Annotated in this window: 13 protein-coding genes; 2 read left to right on the top strand and 11 right to left on the bottom strand. The window is 62.5% G+C overall.

Features of this window, described 5'->3' with window-relative positions; genetic code table 11:
• Nucleotides 1-121: 121 nt before the first annotated feature.
• From V1292_RS17830 to urtA, 8 genes are all read right to left on the bottom strand, one after another.
• A complete protein-coding gene (locus V1292_RS17830; RefSeq protein WP_334374029.1) occupies nucleotides 122-1162 on the bottom strand; it encodes an aliphatic amidase in 1041 nt (346 codons plus the stop codon).
• A 43-nt stretch (nucleotides 1163-1205) separates the two neighbouring features.
• The gene (locus V1292_RS17825; protein WP_213284920.1) at nucleotides 1206-1553 is read right to left on the bottom strand and encodes an FmdB family zinc ribbon protein; all 348 of its coding nucleotides are present in this window, start codon (nucleotides 1551-1553) and stop codon (nucleotides 1206-1208) included.
• A gap of 90 nt (nucleotides 1554-1643) precedes the next feature.
• Nucleotides 1644-2873: a formamidase gene (fmdA, locus tag V1292_RS17820; protein ID WP_334374028.1), complete on the bottom strand. Its 1230-nt coding sequence runs from the start codon at nucleotides 2871-2873 to the stop codon at nucleotides 1644-1646.
• 37 nt (nucleotides 2874-2910) lie between these two features.
• Nucleotides 2911-3600, bottom strand: coding sequence for an urea ABC transporter ATP-binding subunit UrtE (urtE, locus tag V1292_RS17815; protein WP_334374027.1), 690 nt, complete (start codon nucleotides 3598-3600; stop codon nucleotides 2911-2913).
• A gap of 66 nt (nucleotides 3601-3666) precedes the next feature.
• Nucleotides 3667-4422, bottom strand: coding sequence for an urea ABC transporter ATP-binding protein UrtD (urtD, locus tag V1292_RS17810; RefSeq protein WP_334374026.1), 756 nt, complete (start codon nucleotides 4420-4422; stop codon nucleotides 3667-3669).
• An 11-nt stretch (nucleotides 4423-4433) separates the two neighbouring features.
• The gene (gene urtC, locus V1292_RS17805; RefSeq protein ID WP_334374025.1) at nucleotides 4434-5579 is read right to left on the bottom strand and encodes an urea ABC transporter permease subunit UrtC; all 1146 of its coding nucleotides are present in this window, start codon (nucleotides 5577-5579) and stop codon (nucleotides 4434-4436) included.
• Nucleotides 5580-5597: 18 nt separating this feature from the next.
• Nucleotides 5598-6524, bottom strand: coding sequence for an urea ABC transporter permease subunit UrtB (urtB, locus tag V1292_RS17800; RefSeq protein WP_028347328.1), 927 nt, complete (start codon nucleotides 6522-6524; stop codon nucleotides 5598-5600).
• A gap of 121 nt (nucleotides 6525-6645) precedes the next feature.
• Nucleotides 6646-7905: an urea ABC transporter substrate-binding protein gene (urtA, locus tag V1292_RS17795; protein WP_334374023.1), complete on the bottom strand. Its 1260-nt coding sequence runs from the start codon at nucleotides 7903-7905 to the stop codon at nucleotides 6646-6648.
• Between the two features lie 170 nt (nucleotides 7906-8075).
• Here urtA and V1292_RS17790 point away from each other — a divergent pair, with 170 nt between their 5' ends.
• Nucleotides 8076-11447, top strand: coding sequence for a hybrid sensor histidine kinase/response regulator (locus V1292_RS17790; protein WP_334374022.1), 3372 nt, complete (start codon nucleotides 8076-8078; stop codon nucleotides 11445-11447).
• Nucleotides 11437-12366 carry a response regulator transcription factor gene (locus V1292_RS17785; RefSeq protein ID WP_334374021.1) on the top strand — a complete coding sequence of 310 codons (930 nt, stop codon included), beginning with the start codon at nucleotides 11437-11439 and terminating at the stop codon, nucleotides 12364-12366. Before V1292_RS17790 ends, V1292_RS17785 begins: the two co-directional genes overlap by 11 nt.
• A 98-nt stretch (nucleotides 12367-12464) precedes the next feature.
• On the opposite strand, the gene V1292_RS17780 is transcribed toward V1292_RS17785, so the two are convergent.
• From V1292_RS17780 to V1292_RS17770, 3 genes are read right to left on the bottom strand one after another with little or no spacing between them, the layout of a single operon-like run.
• The gene (locus tag V1292_RS17780) at nucleotides 12465-15170 is read right to left on the bottom strand and encodes a molybdopterin-dependent oxidoreductase (protein WP_334374020.1); all 2706 of its coding nucleotides are present in this window, start codon (nucleotides 15168-15170) and stop codon (nucleotides 12465-12467) included.
• A gap of 13 nt (nucleotides 15171-15183) precedes the next feature.
• Nucleotides 15184-16401, bottom strand: a complete 1218-nt coding sequence (locus V1292_RS17775; RefSeq protein ID WP_334374019.1) for an NAD(P)/FAD-dependent oxidoreductase — start codon at nucleotides 16399-16401, stop codon at nucleotides 15184-15186.
• Between the two features lie 33 nt (nucleotides 16402-16434).
• On the bottom strand, nucleotides 16435-17229 hold the full coding sequence (locus V1292_RS17770) for an ABC transporter ATP-binding protein (RefSeq protein WP_334374018.1): 795 nt from the start codon (nucleotides 17227-17229) through the stop codon (nucleotides 16435-16437).
• Between the last annotated feature and the right edge of the window lie 9 nt (nucleotides 17230-17238).

The following is a 17238-nucleotide window of genomic DNA, read 5'->3' as shown; positions in this document are numbered from 1 at the left end:
AAGGAAACTGCGGCCGCAGCGCCGCGCCACAACCCACATTTGTGATTATGGGTCCCGGCTCCTGATGCGCAATTGCGCATGAGGGCCGGGACGACATTCGAATGTGTGGCACGCTGACCGGCTAATAATTACTCGCCGTCGCTTCGTTCGGGATACCATCGATCGGGCATTCGTCGGTGCCGACGGTCGAGCGCGTCATCGCTTCGACCATCTCACGCGTTCCTTCGGGGTCGGCGATCCATTTCGCATAGAAATCGTAGGGACAGGCCGCAACGCCGCGCGCACCTTCGCCGGAATTGATCATCCCGGTATAGCCGCGGTGCAGCAGCTTGAAGAGATGGTTCTGCGACTGGCCGTTGCGGCGCGCGTCGCGAATCAGGCTCTTCGACAAGCCCGCGTACTGGATGCCGTATTCCTCCTCGCCGGTCTCGCCGAGCGTGCGGCCGTCGAAGCCGATGATCGCGGAATGACCGAAGTAGGAGTAGACGCCGTCAAAGCCTGCAGCGTTGGCGACCGCGACATAGACATTGTTGGCCCAGGCCATCGCCTTGGAAATCAGGATCTGCTGTTCTTTCGCGGGATACATGTAGCCCTGGCAGCGCACGATCAGCTCGGCGCCCTTCATGGCGCAGTCGCGCCAGATCTCCGGAAAATTGCCGTCGTCGCAGATGATGAGGCTGACCTTCAGGCCCTTGGGGCCTTCGGAAACATAGGTGCAATTGCCGGGGTACCAGCCTTCGATCGGTACCCACGGCATGATCTTGCGATATTTCTGGACGATCTCGCCCTTGTCGTTCATCAGGATCAAGGTGTTGTACGGCGCCTTGTGCGGGTGCTCCTCGTGGCGCTCGCCGGTCAGCGAGAACACGCCCCACACCTTGGCCTTGCGGCACGCTTCGGCGAAGATCTCCGTCTCATCACCCGGGACCTGCGAGGCGGTCTCGTACATCTCCTTGGAGTCATACATGATGCCGTGGGTGGAATATTCCGGGAAGATCACGAGGTCCATGCCCGGCAGACCGAGCTTCATGCCGACGATCATATCGGCGATCTTGCGGGCGTTGTCGAGCACCTCGGCCTTGGTATGCAGGCGCGGCATTTTGTAATTGACGACGGCGACGCCGACCGCGTCATTGCTGGAAGAAATGTCACCGTGGAGCATTGGGATCGCCTCTTGTTCTGGTTTGAGTTCGAAGGATCGAGCCTCAGTGGCTGATCATCCAGGGGCGCGCGGTTGGAAAGCCCTTGGCGCCGCTCTTTGTCTTGGTCATGAGCCGGGCCGGCTTCTTCTTCCCGGTCGAACAGCAGCCACAGCCGGGCCCGTGCGAAGCCTTGTATTCCGCTGATGTCTTCGGCGCATGGGCGCTGCGCTCGTTGGTGGCGATCGCCTTGCGCTTTTCTGATGGCATGCAGAAGAACGCCGGTGCGGTCAGGATCACGCGCGGCGATTCATTTTCGCAGTTCGGACAGTCCTGTGGGTCGTCGCATTCGGCCATCGGCCGCATGTCCGTGAACGGGCCGCAATCGTTGCAGAGATATTCGTAGACGGGCATCTGGTTTCCTCGCGCGATACTTCGTTGTCGTTCCGCGACGGATGCGGGCGGCCGGCAGACTGGGCCGTCCCGCGTCCTTCGCGCGCTGCATCATTTGTCCGGCGAGATCGGCATCTGGATGTCGCCCTTGACGTGTTTGATCGGTCCGGCCGACGACGGCATGATGTCGAAGTCGAAAATCTCCGTCGGCAGCCACAGCGTGGCGCAGGCGTTCGGCACGTCGACCACGCCGGAGATGTGGCCCTGGCACGGCGCGGTGCCGAGGATCGAATAGGCCTGCGCGCCGGAATAGCCGAACTTCTTAAGGTATTCGATCGCGTTCAAACACGCCTGGCGATAGGCGATGTGGACGTCGAGGTAATGCTGCTTACCGGCCTCGTCGACCGAGATGCCCTCGAAGATCAGGTAATCCTTGTAGTTCGGCGTGATCGGCGACGGCTTGAACACGGGATTCTTGATCCCATACTTGGCGACGCCATCCTTGATGACATCGACCTTCAGATGCAGCCAGCCGGCCATTTCGATTGCGCCGCAGAAAGTGATCTCACCGTCGCCCTGGCTGAAGTGCAAATCACCCATCGAGAGCCCCCCGCCCGGCACATAGACCGGGAAAAAGATCTTCGAGCCCCGCGACAGATCCTTGATGTCGCAATTGCCGCCATGCTCACGCGGCGGCACGGTGCGGGCGCCTTCGGCACCGACCTTGGCCTTGGCATCGCCCTTGGCGCGGCCGGCATGCGCGGTCGCGGCGAACGGTGGATTGGCAAGGCCCGGCACGCGCGTCGGATTGGTCGCGATCAGCGCGGTCTCGCGCTCGTTCCAGGTCGCCAGCAATTTCGGATCGGGCAGACAACCGATCAAGCCGGGATGGATCAATCCAGCAAAATTTACGCCGGGCACGTGGCGCGACGAGGTGTAGAGACCCTTGATGTCCCAGATCGATTTCTGCGCCAGCGGGAAATGGTCGGTCAGGAAGCCGCCGCCGTTCTGCTTGGAGAAGAAGCCGTTAAAACCCCACAGGCTTTCCTTCAACGGACCGACATCGAGCAGGTCAACCACGAGCAAATCGCCGGGCTCAGCGCCTTTGACGCCAATCGGGCCGGACAGGAAGTGCACGATCGAGAGGTCGATGTCGCGCACGTCATCGGCGGAATCGTTGTTCTTGATGAAACCGCCGGTCCAGTCATAGGTCTCGATGATGAAATCGTCGCCCGGATTGACCCACGCCACGATCGGAATGTCGGGATGCCAGCGGTTGTGGATCATGTCGTTGTCGTAGGCCGATTTCGAAAGATCGACCTTGATCAGTGTCTCTGGCATCGATAGCTCCCCTTTTTAGACAGCACGGTTTGCGGGTTTACACGGACAGGAATTTCGAGACTTGCGCGGCATCGACGCTGTTGCGCGGCTCGTCGCGGACGATCTCGCCGTTCTCGATGACCAGCACGCGGTCGGCGATGTCGAGCGCAAAGCTCAACACCTGTTCGGAAACGACGATCGACAGGCCGCGCTCGTCGCGGATGCGCTTCAGGGTGCGCGCCATGTCCTTGATAATCGACGGCTGGATGCCCTCGGTCGGCTCATCCAGGAGCAGCACTTTTGGCTTGGTGGCGAGCGCGCGAGCGATCGCGAGCTGCTGCTGCTGCCCACCGGAGAGATTGCCACCGCGCCGGCCTTTCATCTCCAGCAGCACCGGGAACAATTCGTAGATGTCCTCGGGCACCTCCGAGCCGCCCGACACCACGAGGCCGGTCTCGATGTTCTCCTTCACCGTCATGGTGGAAAAGATCATGCGGCCCTGTGGCACGTAGGCGAGGCCCTTGGCGACGCGCTCGTAGCTCGGCATTGCGCTGAGCTCGGCGCCTTCCATGCTCACCGAGCCGCTCTTGGTCGGCACGATGCCCATCAGCGACTTCATCAGCGTGGTCTTGCCCATGCCGTTGCGGCCCATGATCGCGACGATCTCGTTGGACGCGACCGAGACGTTGAGGCCGTGCAGAACTTCGCTTTGGCCGTAGGCGACGTGAAGATCCGAAATAGCCAGCATGAGCGTTCCTTATTTGTTGCGCATGATCTTGTCCGGAAACCGGACGCCACTTTCCGGGATCATGCGCTAGTGCCCGAGGTAAACTTCGATCACCTTCGGATCGTTCTTGACCTTCTCCATCGTTCCCTCCGACAGGATCTGGCCCTGGTGCAGCACCGTAACCTTGTGGGCGATGTCCTCGACGAATTTCATGTCGTGCTCGATGACGAGCACTGAGCGATCCCTGATGATACGGTTCAAGAGTTCGGCGGTCTTGGCGCGCTCGCTGACGCTCATTCCGGCGACGGGCTCGTCGAGCATCAAGAGTTCCGGATCCTGAATCAGCAGCATGCCGATCTCGAGCCATTGCTTCTGGCCGTGGCTGAGCTGATCGGCATAGGTATCGAGACGATCCTTCAGGAAGATCATCTCGGCGACTTCCGCGATGCGCTGCTTGACGGATGCATCGCGCTGGAAGGCGAGCGAGCCGAACACAGTGCGGCCGCGCGGATAGGAAATCTCGAGATTCTCGAACACGGTCAGATCCTCGAACACCGATGGGGTCTGGAACTTGCGCCCCACGCCGGTCTGTACGATCTGGTTCTCCTTCAGCTTCGTCAGCTCCTTGCCGCGAAACTGGATCGAGCCTGAGGTGGCCTTGGTCTTTCCGCAGATCAGGTCGAGCACCGTGGTCTTGCCGGCGCCGTTGGGGCCGATGATGACGCGGATCTCGTTCTCCTCGACATAGAAGGAAAGATTGTTCACCGCCTTGAAGCCGTCGAACGACACCGTGAGCGCTTCGACCGCGAGCAGGAAGGGTTTGGGCTGGTGACCGATGAGCATGATCTATCTCCTCACTCTGCCGGTGCGCCGTCGGCGACGGAATTGCCGCTCCAGCCACTCGACTTCGCCTTGATCGAGGCGATCAGGCGATCGATGCGCGGCTGGATGTAATCCGCCCAGATGCCGGACAGACCATTCGGAAAGGCGAGCACGACCGCGATGAACAGCGCACCAAGACCAAACAGCCAGAGCTGCGGGAAGGATTCCGAAAGGCTGGTCTTGGCGAAGTTCACCAAAATCGCCCCCCACACAGCGCCGAAGATCGACATCCGGCCGCCGACCGCCGTGTAGATCACCATCTCGATCGACGGCACGATGCCGACAAAGGACGGTGACATGAAGCCGACATTGAGCGCGAACATGGCGCCGCCGATCGCGGCGAAGACCGCGGCCATGCAGAAGGCGAAGATCTTGAAATTGGCGACGCTGTAGCCGGAGAAGCGGACGCGGTCTTCCTGTTCGCGCATCGCCACCAGGATGCGGCCGAGCTTGGTCAGGCGGATGAACTGCGCGATGCCGATGCAGGCGAACAGCAATACCACTTCGACGAAGTACAGGATGATCTTGGCGTGGTCCGGCCTGATGTCCCATCCCTTCAGCGTACGCAGGTCGGTCATGCCGTTGATGCCGCCGGTATAACCCTGCTGCCCGACAATCAGAATGGTAAGGATGGCGGCGACGGCCTGGGTGATGATCGCGAAATAGGTGCCGCCGACGCGGCGCTTGAACATTGCCGTGCCGATGATCAGGGCGAAGAGGCCTGGGACCAGGATGATGGCGAGAACGGTGAAGGTGAGACTGTGGAACGGCTGCCAGAACAGCGGCAGCGCGGTGATCTGATTCCAATCCATGAAATCCGGAATGCCGGGCGTGGACTGGATCTTGGTGTTCTCGACGCTGGATGCCTCCAGCTTGAGGAACATCGCCATGCAGTAGCCGCCAAGGCCGAAGAACACGCCCTGCCCCAGGCTCAGGATGCCGCCATATCCCCAACACAGCACGAGGCCGATCGCGACAAAGGCGTAAGTCAAATATTTCGCGACCAGATTGAGACGGAACACATCCAGCGACAGCGGCAGGATCACGAGCAGGACCAGGCCCAGTGCAACGAAGCCGATGAGTTCGGAGCGATTGAAGAAGCGCGAGTTGATGATCATGACCGTGCTTTCTTGTTCTTACTTGCGAACCTTGAGGCTGAAGAGGCCCTGCGGCCGCAACATCAGGATTCCGACGACGGCGAGCAACGTGAGAACCTTGGCCATCGAGCCCGACATGAAGAATTCGAGCGTCGATTGCGTTTGCGAGATCGAGAAGGCCGACGCGATGGTGCCGAGCAGGCTCGCGGCGCCGCCAAACACGACAACCAGGAACGTGTCGACAATGTAGAGTTGCCCCGAGGTCGGACCGGTCGAGCCGATCATGGTAAAAGCGCTTCCCGCTATCCCGGCGATCCCGCAACCGAGACCGTAGGTGTAGCGATCGACTTTTTCGGTATTGATGCCGACGGCGCCGGCCATGATCCGGTTCTGCACGACTGCGCGGACCTGCCGGCCCCAGCGCGACTTGTAAATGACGTAAGCGACCGCGCACGTGATCGAAACGGTGAGACCCATCACGAAGATGCCGTTGATCGGCACCTCGATGCTGTCGGTCACCTTGAGCGAGCCCAGCATCCACTGCGGCAGCTCGACGCCGACCTCGCGCGCGCCGAAGACGGAGCGATAGGCCTGCTGCAGTATGAGGCTGAGGCCCCATGTGGCGAGCAGCGTGTCGAGCGGGCGCTTGTAGAGATGACGGATCAGCACCCACTCCACCAGCATTCCGAGCGCGCCGGAGGCGAGGAAAGCCAGCATCATCGCGAGAAAGAAATAGCCGCTGAAAAGACCTGGCAGATAGCTCTGGAACAAATTCGACGTCATCCAGGTGACGTAGGCCCCCAGGATCATGAACTCGCCATGCGCCATGTTAATGACGCCCATCTGGCCGAAGATGATGGCAAGGCCGAGCGCCATCAGCACGTAGACGGAGAACAGGATCAGGCCCGCAAAACCCTGCATGACGAAGATGGAGCCCAGATCGCCAATCGAATAGTCGCCGAACATCTGACTTCTCCGCCGGAGGAAGGTCCCCGCGTCGCGAGAGAATTCGCGACGCGGGGTCGTGAAGCGCGGATTGACGGTCCACGCCAGGGAGCGGTTGGAAAGTTGCGGGAAGGTTCCGCGCTTATTGGTAGCCCTTAGGGAACGGATCGGGCTCGATCAGGTCCGCGGTCTCGAAGATCAGTTCGAACTGGCCATCGAGCTTAGCGCGCCCGACACGGGTCTTCGACCAGAGGTGATGGTTTTCATGGATGCGCACGTAACCTTCGGGCGCCTCCTTGAATTCGACGCCGGGCGAAGCTGCTGCGATCTTGTCGACGTCGAAGCTGCCGGCCTTCTCGCAGGTCAGCTTCCACAGCCACGGGCCGAGATAGCCGGCCTGCGTCACGTCGCCGATCACGGTCTTCTCGCCCCACATCTTCTTGAAGGCGGGAACGAACGTCTTGTTGTTGGCATTGTCGAGCGACTGGAAGTATTTCATGCAGGCATAGGCACCCGCGATGTTCTCGCCGCCGATGCCGTCGATCTCGTCCTCGGTCACCGAAATCGTCAGGAGCGCCTGCTTCGACAGGTCGACGCCGGCCGCCTTGAGCTGCTTGTAGAAGGCGACGTTGGAGCCGCCGACCACGTCGGTGAAGATGACGTCGGGCTTCGTCAGTTTGATCTTGTTGATCACCGAATTGAACTGGGTGCTGCCGAGCGCGTAATATTCCTCGCCGACGACCTTGCCCTTCAGTACGTTCTCGACGTGCTTGCGCGCGATCTTGTTCGAGGTGCGCGGCCAGATGTAGTCCGAACCGATGAAGAAGAACGATTTGGCGCCCTTCTCCTTGGCGATCCAGTTCAGGCCGGCGAGAATCTGCTGGGTCGCTTCCTGACCGGTGTAGATGACGTTCTTGGACTGCTCGAGGCCTTCATAGAAGGTGGGATAGTACAGCATACCGTTGTACTGCTCGACCACCGGCAGCACCGCCTTGCGCGATGCCGAGGTCCAGCAGCCCATGATCGCTGCGACCTTGTCGTTGACGAGAAGCTTCTTGGCCTTTTCCGCAAAGGTCGGCCAGTCGCTGGCGCCGTCTTCCTGGATGAACTTGATCTTGCGCCCGAGCACGCCGCCGGCGGCGTTGATCTGTTCGATCGCGAGCTTTTCGGCCTGGATCGAGCCCGTCTCCGAGATCGCCATCGTGCCGGTGGCCGAGTGCAGGATGCCGACGGTGACCTCCGTATCGGTGACCGCGAGCCCCGTGGTGTTGACGGTGGCGGTTGTGGGGCCTGCCCCGAATGAGGGCCGGGGAAGGATCGAAATGAGCGGCAGCGCCGCCGCGCCCATCAGCAGTTTGCGGCGAAGCGGAGACCGCAGGCCCTTGTTTGGTTCGTCTGACATGAGCACCCCATTTTGTTCGAGAACGCTTATTGGTCAGGCGAGGATTGCCCAGAATTGTGCACCGCACAGATACGTGGGATTGCGTATATTGCACCGCAAAATAGCGACGTAGGGTTTGGTACGGAGTTTGCTGGGCCAAGCGGGTCGGTCGAACTGGGCAGGAGCTGCAAGTGGCAGGGCGGCAGCGGATAGACCGCGTCAGGCGCCAATATAACCAATGGGTTGCCAACCAGACGCTGGAAGACTACGCGCTGCGCTTCACCGCCAAGAGCGCGCGGCGGTGGTCTGCCGCCCGCGTCGCCAATACCGCGCTCGGCGCGATCTCCTTTCTGGCGCTGGAGGCGATCGGCGGCACCATTACGCTCAATTACGGCGCGGCCAACGCCACATCAGCCATTCTTGTCGTCAGCGTCATCATCTTCCTCTGCGGCCTGCCGATTGCCTATCATGCCGCAAAATGCGGCATCGATATTGATCTGCTGACCCGCGGCGCCGGCTTCGGCTATATCGGCTCCACCATCACCTCACTGATCTACGCCTCGTTCACCTTCATCTTCTTCGCGATCGAGGCAGTTATCATGGCCGCGGCGCTCGAGATGTGCTTCGGCATCCCGCGCCCGATCGGCTATCTCATCAGCGCCGTCGTCATCATTCCCCTGGTGACCTACGGCATCACCCTGATCAGCCGCTTTCAATTGTGGACGCAGCCGCTCTGGATCGTGCTTCACATCCTGCCCTTCGTGGCGATCGCCTACGCCAACCCGCAGTCGTTCACGGAGTGGCGCAGATTCGCAGGCGAGCATGGCGACGCCGGCGGCCATCTCGATCTGCTGCTGTTCGGCACCGCCGCGTCGGTGGTGTTTTCGCTGGTTGCGCAGATCGGCGAGCAGGTCGACTTCCTGCGGTTTCTGCCGCGCGATCGCCGCACCTCGCGGACGTCGTGGTGGATTGCGCTGCTCAGCGCCGGCCCCGGCTGGATCATTTTCGGCGCGCTCAAGCTGCTCCTGGGCTCGTTTCTCGCCTACTTCGCGCTGAGCCATGGCGTCTCCAGCGAGCAGGCCGCCGAGCCGGCGCACATGTATCTCGAAGCGTTTCGCTATGTGCTGTCCCAGCCCGATCTGGCGCTGGCGCTAACCGGCACCTTCGTCATTCTCTCGCAGATCAAGATCAACGTCACCAACGCCTATGCCGGCTCGATCGCCTGGTCGAACTTCTTCTCGCGACTGACCCACAGCCATCCCGGCCGCGTGGTGTGGCTCGTCTTCAACGTTCTGGTGGCGCTGCTGTTGATGGAAATCGGCGTCTACAAGGCGCTCGAGCAGACGTTGGCGCTTTATTCCAATGTAGCGATTGCCTGGGTCGGCGCGCTGGTTGCCGATCTCGTCGTCAACAAGCCGCTCGGCTTGCGCCCGCAGCACATCGAGTTCAAGCGCGCGCATCTCTGCGATATCAATCCGGTCGGCGTCGGCGCGATGACGATCGCGACCATCGTTTCGATCTCTGCCTTTTACGGCCTGTTCGGCCCGACGGCGAAGGCGCTCTCTGCCTTCGTGGCGCTCGCGGTTGCCTTCGTCACCGCGCCCCTGATCGCATGGGCGACCGACGGCAAATATTACATCGCGCGCAAGCCGAAGCGGAGCTGGCAGAACCTCGAATCGATCCAGTGCTGCATCTGCGAGCACTCGTTCGAGCCGGAGGACATGGCCTCATGCCCGGCCTATGCCGGCCCAATCTGTTCGCTGTGCTGTTCGCTCGATGCGCGCTGCCATGATCTCTGCAAGCCGCATGCGCGCGCCGGTGCTCAGGTCTCGGACATGCTCGGGAAACTGTTGCCGGAGGCGATCTACGCGCGGATCAATTCGCAGTTCGGGCACTATCTCGGCGTGTTCGCGGTTTCCGCGGGGCTGGTCGGGTTGACGCTGGGGCTGATCTACCTGCAGACCTCGGCGGCAATGCCCGTCGAAAATTTTGCGCTGTCGGACGTGCTGTGGAAGGTGTTCTTCGCGCTCACCATCATCATCGGCGTGGTGGCATGGCTGTTCGTGCTGGCGCAACAGAGCCGCCGCGCGGCGGAAGCTGAAACGCGGCGGCAGACTGCGCTCCTGATTCAGGAGATCGACGCGCATAAGCGGACCGATGCCGAACTGCAGCGCGCCAAGGAAGTCGCGGAATCGGCAAACCTTGCCAAGAGCCGTTACGTGGTGGGATTGAGCCATGAACTGCGCTCGCCGCTGAACGCCATCTCAGGCTATGCGCAATTGCTCGAGCAGGATGCCAATCTGCCTGCCAAGCCCCGCGACCAGGTGCGAGTGGTCCGGCGCAGTGCCGACCATTTGTCAGGACTGATCGACGGCATCCTCGATATCTCCAAAATCGAAGCAGGCCGGCTTTATCTGTCGCGCGACGAGGTCCGCCTGAGCGAATTTCTCGATCAGCTCGTCGGCATGTTTCGCGTTCAGGCCGCCGCCAAGGGTATCGACTTCATCTTCAAACGGCCTTCGGTGCTGCCGCTCGTCGTCTATGCCGATGAGAAGCGGCTGCGGCAGGTTCTGATCAACCTGATCTCGAATGCACTGAAGTTCACGCAGACCGGAAACGTGCAGTTCGTCGTACATTACCGCAGTCCCGTTGCGGAGTTCGAGGTGATCGATACCGGACCCGGCATCCAGCCGGACGACCTCGAACGTATCTTCGCACCCTTTGAACGCGGCGCGCTCGGCGTCTCGCAGCCACAAACCGGCACCGGGCTTGGGCTGACCATCAGCCGGCTGCTCGCGGGCGTAATGGGCGGCGACATCAAGGTGACCAGCCAAGTCGGCAACGGCAGCACGTTTCGAGTGAAAATCCTGCTGTCGGAAGTCACGAATCCGACGCGGATCGCGCCGGTGGAGGCGCCGATCTTCGGCTATCACGGCCCCCGCAAGACGATCCTGATCACCGACGACGATCCGACCCACCGCGATCTCCTGCGCCAGGTGCTGACGCCGCTCGGCTTCATTCTGCTCAGCGCGCCCGATGGCCCTGGCTGTCTCGCGCTGGCGCAGCATTGCCGGCCTGATCTGTTCCTGCTCGACATCTCGATGGCCGGGATGGACGGCTGGACGGTGGCGGAGACGCTGCGCGCCGGCGGCCATCACCAGGCGCGTATCCTGATGGTGTCGGCGAGCGCGCTTGAAGCGCATGGCGCGCCGCTGGCGCAACCATTCCACGACGGCTACCTGATGAAGCCGATCGATATTCCCAAGCTACTCGAAACCATCCGGCAATTGCTGAAGTTCGAGTGGCAGTATGAGGCAGGCGATGTCCCTGCCCCCCATTGGAGGCCGGAGACCGGCTCGCGGCCGCCAGTGAAACATGTCGAGGAACTGATCGGGCTTGGGCAACTGGGCTACGTCCGCGCGATCCAGGTCAAGCTCGACGAGATCGGAAATGACTACCCCGAACATGCCGACTTCGTGTCGCAAATGCGCGTATTGATCGACCGCTTCGATCTCGATCAGTACATGGCGACCCTGAAAGCCCTGCACAGCTATGATCATTGAATCAAAAAAGCGCGACGTCGCCCTCGTCGTCGACGACTCGCCCGAGACGCTGCGGCTATTGACCGATGCGCTCGACGGCGCGGGCATGACCGTCATGGTCGCGCTCGATGGTGCTTCCGCCATGCGGATCGTCGACCAGATCACGCCTGACATCGTGCTGCTCGACGCTGTGATGCCGGGGATGGATGGGTTCGAGACCTGCCGGCGGCTGAAGCGCGACGCCGGGCTCGACCATGTTCCGATCATCTTCATGACGGGGCTGGCCGAAACCGAACACATTGTGCGCGGGCTGGAGGCTGGCGGCGTCGACTATGTGACAAAGCCGATCGCGGTCGAGGAGATGCTGGCGCGCATCCGCGTCCATCTCGCCAATGCCCGCCTGACCCAGAGCGCGCGCGCCGCGCTCGACGTCTCCGGCCGCTATCTGCTCGCGGTGAACGGCGCAGGCAAGATCATGTGGGCGACACCGCAGGCGCAAAAGCTGCTCTCCGACTCGCTCGCCGCCGACGGCGAGGATGACGTCGTGCTGCCCGAGCCGATTCCGCAATGGCTCGATGAGGCACGCAAGGGCAAAGCCGGCGCAAAGGCCGCCGCCATGCCGACGCGTCACGGCAACGAGCAGCTTCGCCTGCAGTATATGGGGAAGCTCGGTGCGAACGAATTCCTGCTGCGGCTGGCGAAAGATTCCGGCGCGGAGGCGCCAGTGGAATTCTCCAGCGAGTTGGGCCTGACGACGCGCGAGGGCGAAGTGCTGTCGTGGCTGTCCAAGGGCAAAACCAACCGCGACATCGCGCAGATTTTGGGACTCTCCCCGCGCACCGTCGACAAGCACCTCGAGCAGATCTATTCCAAGCTCGGCGTCGAGAACCGCACCGCCGCGGCGGCGATCGCGGTGAATGCGAAGAACAGGAAGGGGTGAGGTGCCGTCATTGCGAGCGCAGCGAAGCAATCCATTTCTCCGAGCAAAGAAAGAATGGATTGCTTCGTCGCTTCGCTCCTCGCAATGACGTGGAAAGGTCAGTTCGCCGCCGCGAGCTTCCGCTGCGCGGCGTCGTCCGTTCCCGTCTGCGCAATCAGCCGCTTCAATTCCGGAATGCAGGAGCCGCAATTGGTGCCGGCTTTCAGCTTGGCGCCGATGTCGGCGGCGGTGCCCGCACCCGCTGCGATGGCCTCGCAGATCGTGTTGCGGCCGACGCCGAAGCAGGCACAGACGATCGGGCCGGCGTTGGCGAGGCCGTCAGCCGATTTGCCCGACAGGAGCATGCGGCGCTGGTCGTGGTTCAGCGCATCAGCGGCAAACAGGTCCTTGACCACGTTCCAGTCGCCGGCGTCGCGCGCCGGGCCGATGAACAGGCAGGTGTCGATACGGTCGCCGTCAAAGGATGCGGCGCGATAGACGCCGCCGCCAAAGTCCTTGTATTCCGCGAGGTCATCGCGCGCGATGGATTTCAGCCAGGATTGCCAGCCCGCGACATCGGCATTGTCGGCGAACAGGTAGCCATGGCCGCCTTTGACGGCAACGCGCGCCACCCAGGCATGCGCGGGCAGTTCGAGTGCCTTGCGCGACAACGCAAAGCCGCGGAAGACGTATTCGTAAGGCACGATCGAGGCCGGCGTCGCCTTGTTCTCGGGCTGACCGGAGAACGGATCGGTGACGGGCGCCACCAGCGAGCCGACGCGCGCGCCGGTCGCATTGGCCTCGCTCCAGTGGATCGGCGCGAACAGCATGCCGCGCTGCTGGCGTTCGCTGACGATGACGCGGAGCGTGCATTGCCCGTAGTCGGTGGTGACACGCGCGAAGTCGCCGTCGGCAACGCCAAATTTTGCGGCATCGTCGGGATGGACCTCCACGAACGGCTCCGGCAGATGCTGGCCGAGCCGCGGGCTCATCCCCGTCCGCGTCATGGTGTGCCACTGGTCGCGGATGCGCCCGGTGTTGAGCCGCAACGGCCGTACCGCGCTGGTCTCGGTTCGCAGCGCCGGAATTTCCGGCGCGATGAAACGGGCTCTGAAATCGTTGGCAAAGAAACCGCCTTCGGCGAAGAAGCGCGCTTGCGGCTCGGTCCCCTGCCGGACCGGCCATTGCACCGGCGCCATTGCATCGAAATCGCTGTCCGACAGCGACTGCAGCGCGCCGATATCGAAGTCGCGCGCGCCTTCGTTCTCGAAGGTCGAAAGCGCGGCGTGCTCGCGAAAAATATCCGCCGCCGAGGTGAAGCTGAAGGCCGCGCCGAAGCCCAGCCGCCTGGCGACTTCGCCCATGATCCACCAATCGGGCTTGGCTTCGCCCGGGGAGGCAAGAAACGCGCGCTGCCGCGAGATGCGCCGTTCCGAGTTGGTCACCGTGCCGGATTTCTCGCCCCAGGCCTGCGCCGGCAGCAGCACATGCGCGCCAGCGTCCACCGTGTCGTTGGAGATCACGTTCTCAGAAACCACGAACAGCTCGAGCTTCTTCAGGGCTTCGCGAACAGCATCCGCGTTCGGCAGCGACACCGCTGGATTGGTGCCCATCACCCATAGCGCCTTGATCTCGCCGCGCCCGATCGCCTCGAACATCTGCACCGCCTTCAGGCCCTCATGGGTGGCGATGCGCGGCGCCTTCCAGAACCGCCGCACGCGATCGATATCTGGCGGCGTGAATCCCATATGGGCGGCGAGCTGGTTGGCGAGCCCGCCTACCTCGCGTCCGCCCATCGCGTTGGGCTGCCCGGTCAGCGAGAACGGCGACGCGCCCGGCAAGCCGATCCGCCCGGTCGCGAGATGGCAATTGAGGATGGCGTTGACCTTGTCGGTGCCCTGCGCCGATTGATTGACGCCCTGCGAATAGAGGGTGACCACGCGCGGCGTATTGGCAAACATTTGGAAGAACGTCGCAACGTCCTGCTCGGACAGGCCGGTCGCGAGCGCCGTTGCGCCGGCGCTGCCGGTGATGCTGCGCGCGCGGGCGATTGTCTCGTCGAAACCGGTGGTGTGGAGTTCGATGTAGTCGCGGTCGAGTACGCCGTTGTCCGCGAGGTAAACCAGCAACCCGCTGAACAGCGCCGTATCCGTGCCCGGCCTCAATCCCAGGAACAGATCGTCGTCGCCGACGGTGTCGGTCCGGCGCGGGTCGATCACGACGATGCGCGCACCGCGCTTCTGCTTGTTGGCGAGCATGCGCTGGTACAGCACCGGATGGCACCAGGCCGCGTTGGAGCCGACCAGCACCAAGAGGTCGGCCTCGTCGAGATCCTCGTAACATCCCGGCACGGTGTCGGCGCCAAAAGCGCGGCGGTGGCCGGCCACGGACGAGGCCATGCACAGCCGCGAATTGGTGTCGACATTGGCGCTGCCGATAAAGCCCTTCATCAGCTTGTTGGCGACGTAGTAATCCTCGGTCAGCAACTGGCCGGAAAGATAGAACGCGACCGCGCCCGGACCGTCGCGCGCGATGATGTGCTGAAACCTGTGCGCGACATGGTCGAGCGCGTCGCTCCAGGCGACCCGCTCCATGGTTCCTTTGCCGCAGCGGATCATCGGATAGAGCAGCCGGTTCGTCAGCCCGAGCGTCTCGCCAAGCGCCGAACCCTTCGAGCACAACCGGCCGAAATTGGCGGGATGGTCAGGATCGCCCGAGATCGCGGCCCCGCCCCGTCCGTCCGGCGTCGCCAATATGCCGCAGCCGACGCCGCAATAGGCGCAGGTGGTTTTGACAGCGCGGAGATCGGGATCGACGACTGTCATGCCAGCAATCCGATCATGCCGCCTCGGAACGGATCGCGAGCGAGCGGCCGAACATCATATCGGCGCGAATTCGGGCCGTCGGCTGACGCGTGCGGATCAATTCGAGATACCAGAGCGCGTCGGCGACATCGCCGATCAGAACCGCGCCGGTCAATCTCCCGTCCGCGATCACGAGCTTCTTGTAAGTGCCGTGGTTGATGTCGGAGAGTACGATGGCCTCGCTGCCGTCGCCGCCCATAAAATCGCCTGCGGAGAACACGTTGACGCCGGAAACTTTCAGATTGGTCGCAACGATGCTTCCGCTGTACGACGCTTCACGCCCGGCGAGATGCCGCGCCAGCACCCTCGCCTGCTCATAGGCCGGCTCGACCAGGCCGTAGCAGACGCCGCGATGCTCGGCGCACTCGCCGATGGCGAATATACCGGAGGCGCCGGTCTGCAGATGATCGTCGACCACGATGCCGCGGTTGACAGGGATACCGGCTTCCCTGGCGAGCGCGATGTTCGGACGAATGCCTGCGGCAAAGATCACGGCGTCGGCCTCAAGCAGGCGTCCGTCCGCCAGTTCGACGCCTTCAACCCGCGTCTCGCCATGAATGCTCGCCGTGTTGGCGTTGAGAAGAATTTCGATGCCCTTGCTCTCGACGAGGGATTTTAATAGCGCCGCCGCAGGCGCGTCGAGCTGTCGCTCCATCAGGCGGTCCATCAGATGCACCAGCGTCACCGGCGCGCCAGCCTTGGCGAGGCCATAAGCCGCCTCGAGACCCAGCAGTCCACCGCCAACCACCACCACACGCTTCTTCTGCGCGGCCAGTGTCAGCAGCAAGTCGACGTCGCGGCTGTCACGAAACGTGTGCACGCCGGCGAGATCGGCGCCGGGTACATTCAGCCGCAGCGGCGACGAGCCGGTGGTCAGCACCAATTTCGAAAACGGAATGCTCTCGTCGTTCTCCATCTTGAGTTCGCGGCGACCGACATCAATCTCGGTCGCCACGCAACCATACTTCAGGGTCACGCCGCGGTCGCGCCACCAGGACGCCGGCCGCAGCTCGATGTCCTGCGAGGTGGTTTCGCCGGCCAGCACCGATGACAATAGCACGCGATTATACGCAAGCCGCGGTTCGTCGCCGATCACGGCAATGGCGTAGCGGCCCAAGGCCACCTTGGCCAGTTCATCGACCAGACGGGCAGCAGCCATGCCGTTGCCGACGATGACGAGCGGTTCGCTCATGGCACGTCCTTCCCTAGCCGCTTTCGTAGGAGCCTACGCCGCCTCGACGAAGCGATGCCGCTCGTAGAGGAATTCGAGCACGCGTTGCCGGCACTTGAGGTAGCCGGGATTGGTCGCGAGCTCGAGCCGCTTGCGCGGACGCGCCAAAGGCACGTCCAGCACTTCGCCGATCCGTGCGCTCGGGCCGTTGGTCATCATCACGATGCGGTCCGACAGCAGCACGGCCTCGTCGACGTCGTGCGTGATCATCAGGATGGTGTTGCCGAGCTTCTGGTGCAGCGCCATCACCGAGTCCTGCAGGTGCGCACGTGTCAGCGCATCAAGCGCGCCGAACGGCTCGTCGAGCAAAAGCACTTTCGGCTCCATCGCCAGCGCACGGGCAATGCCGACGCGCTGCTTCATGCCACCCGAAATCTCCGACGGGCGCTTGTCCTTGGCGTGCGCCATCTGCACCAAATTGAGATTGTGCATCACCCAGGCGTCGCGCTCGGCGCGGCTCTTGGTCGACGAAAACACCTTGTCGACGCCGAGTTTGACGTTTTCGTACACTGTCAGCCACGGCAGCAGGCTGTGGTTCTGGAACACAACCGCGCGATCCGGTCCCGGCGAATTGACCTCGCGGTTCTCCAGCAGCACGCCACCGTTTGTGGCGCCGGTGAGGCCGGCGACGATATTGAGCAGCGTGGACTTGCCACAGCCGGAATGGCCGATGATCGAGACATATTCGCCCTTCGCGATGGTCAGGCTGATGTCCTTCAGCACTTCCGTCGTGGCGTTGCCGCGGGTGAACGTCTTGTCGATATGGTCGAGCTTCAGATAGGCGTGCATGACTTGATC

Origin of the sequence: Bradyrhizobium sp. AZCC 1719 (assembly GCF_036924525.1) — a bacterium.
GTDB lineage: Bacteria > Pseudomonadota > Alphaproteobacteria > Rhizobiales > Xanthobacteraceae > Bradyrhizobium.
This window is presented reverse-complemented; position numbering and strand designations above follow the sequence as displayed.

Coding starts and splice junctions, on each gene's coding strand:
- V1292_RS17785 (WP_334374021.1), top strand. CDS start 11,437: ATGATCATTGAATCAAAAAAGCGCGACGTCGCCCTCGTCGTCGACGAC.
- urtA (WP_334374023.1), bottom strand. CDS start 7,905: ATGTCAGACGAACCAAACAAGGGCCTGCGGTCTCCGCTTCGCCGCAAA.
- urtE (WP_334374027.1), bottom strand. CDS start 3,600: ATGCTGGCTATTTCGGATCTTCACGTCGCCTACGGCCAAAGCGAAGTT.
- urtC (WP_334374025.1), bottom strand. CDS start 5,579: ATGATCATCAACTCGCGCTTCTTCAATCGCTCCGAACTCATCGGCTTC.
- V1292_RS17830 (WP_334374029.1), bottom strand. CDS start 1,162: ATGCTCCACGGTGACATTTCTTCCAGCAATGACGCGGTCGGCGTCGCC.
- urtB (WP_028347328.1), bottom strand. CDS start 6,524: ATGTTCGGCGACTATTCGATTGGCGATCTGGGCTCCATCTTCGTCATG.
- V1292_RS17775 (WP_334374019.1), bottom strand. CDS start 16,401: ATGAGCGAACCGCTCGTCATCGTCGGCAACGGCATGGCTGCTGCCCGT.
- V1292_RS17780 (WP_334374020.1), bottom strand. CDS start 15,170: ATGACAGTCGTCGATCCCGATCTCCGCGCTGTCAAAACCACCTGCGCC.
- urtD (WP_334374026.1), bottom strand. CDS start 4,422: ATGCTCATCGGTCACCAGCCCAAACCCTTCCTGCTCGCGGTCGAAGCG.
- fmdA (WP_334374028.1), bottom strand. CDS start 2,873: ATGCCAGAGACACTGATCAAGGTCGATCTTTCGAAATCGGCCTACGAC.
- V1292_RS17770 (WP_334374018.1), bottom strand. CDS start 17,229: ATGCACGCCTATCTGAAGCTCGACCATATCGACAAGACGTTCACCCGC.
- V1292_RS17825 (WP_213284920.1), bottom strand. CDS start 1,553: ATGCCCGTCTACGAATATCTCTGCAACGATTGCGGCCCGTTCACGGAC.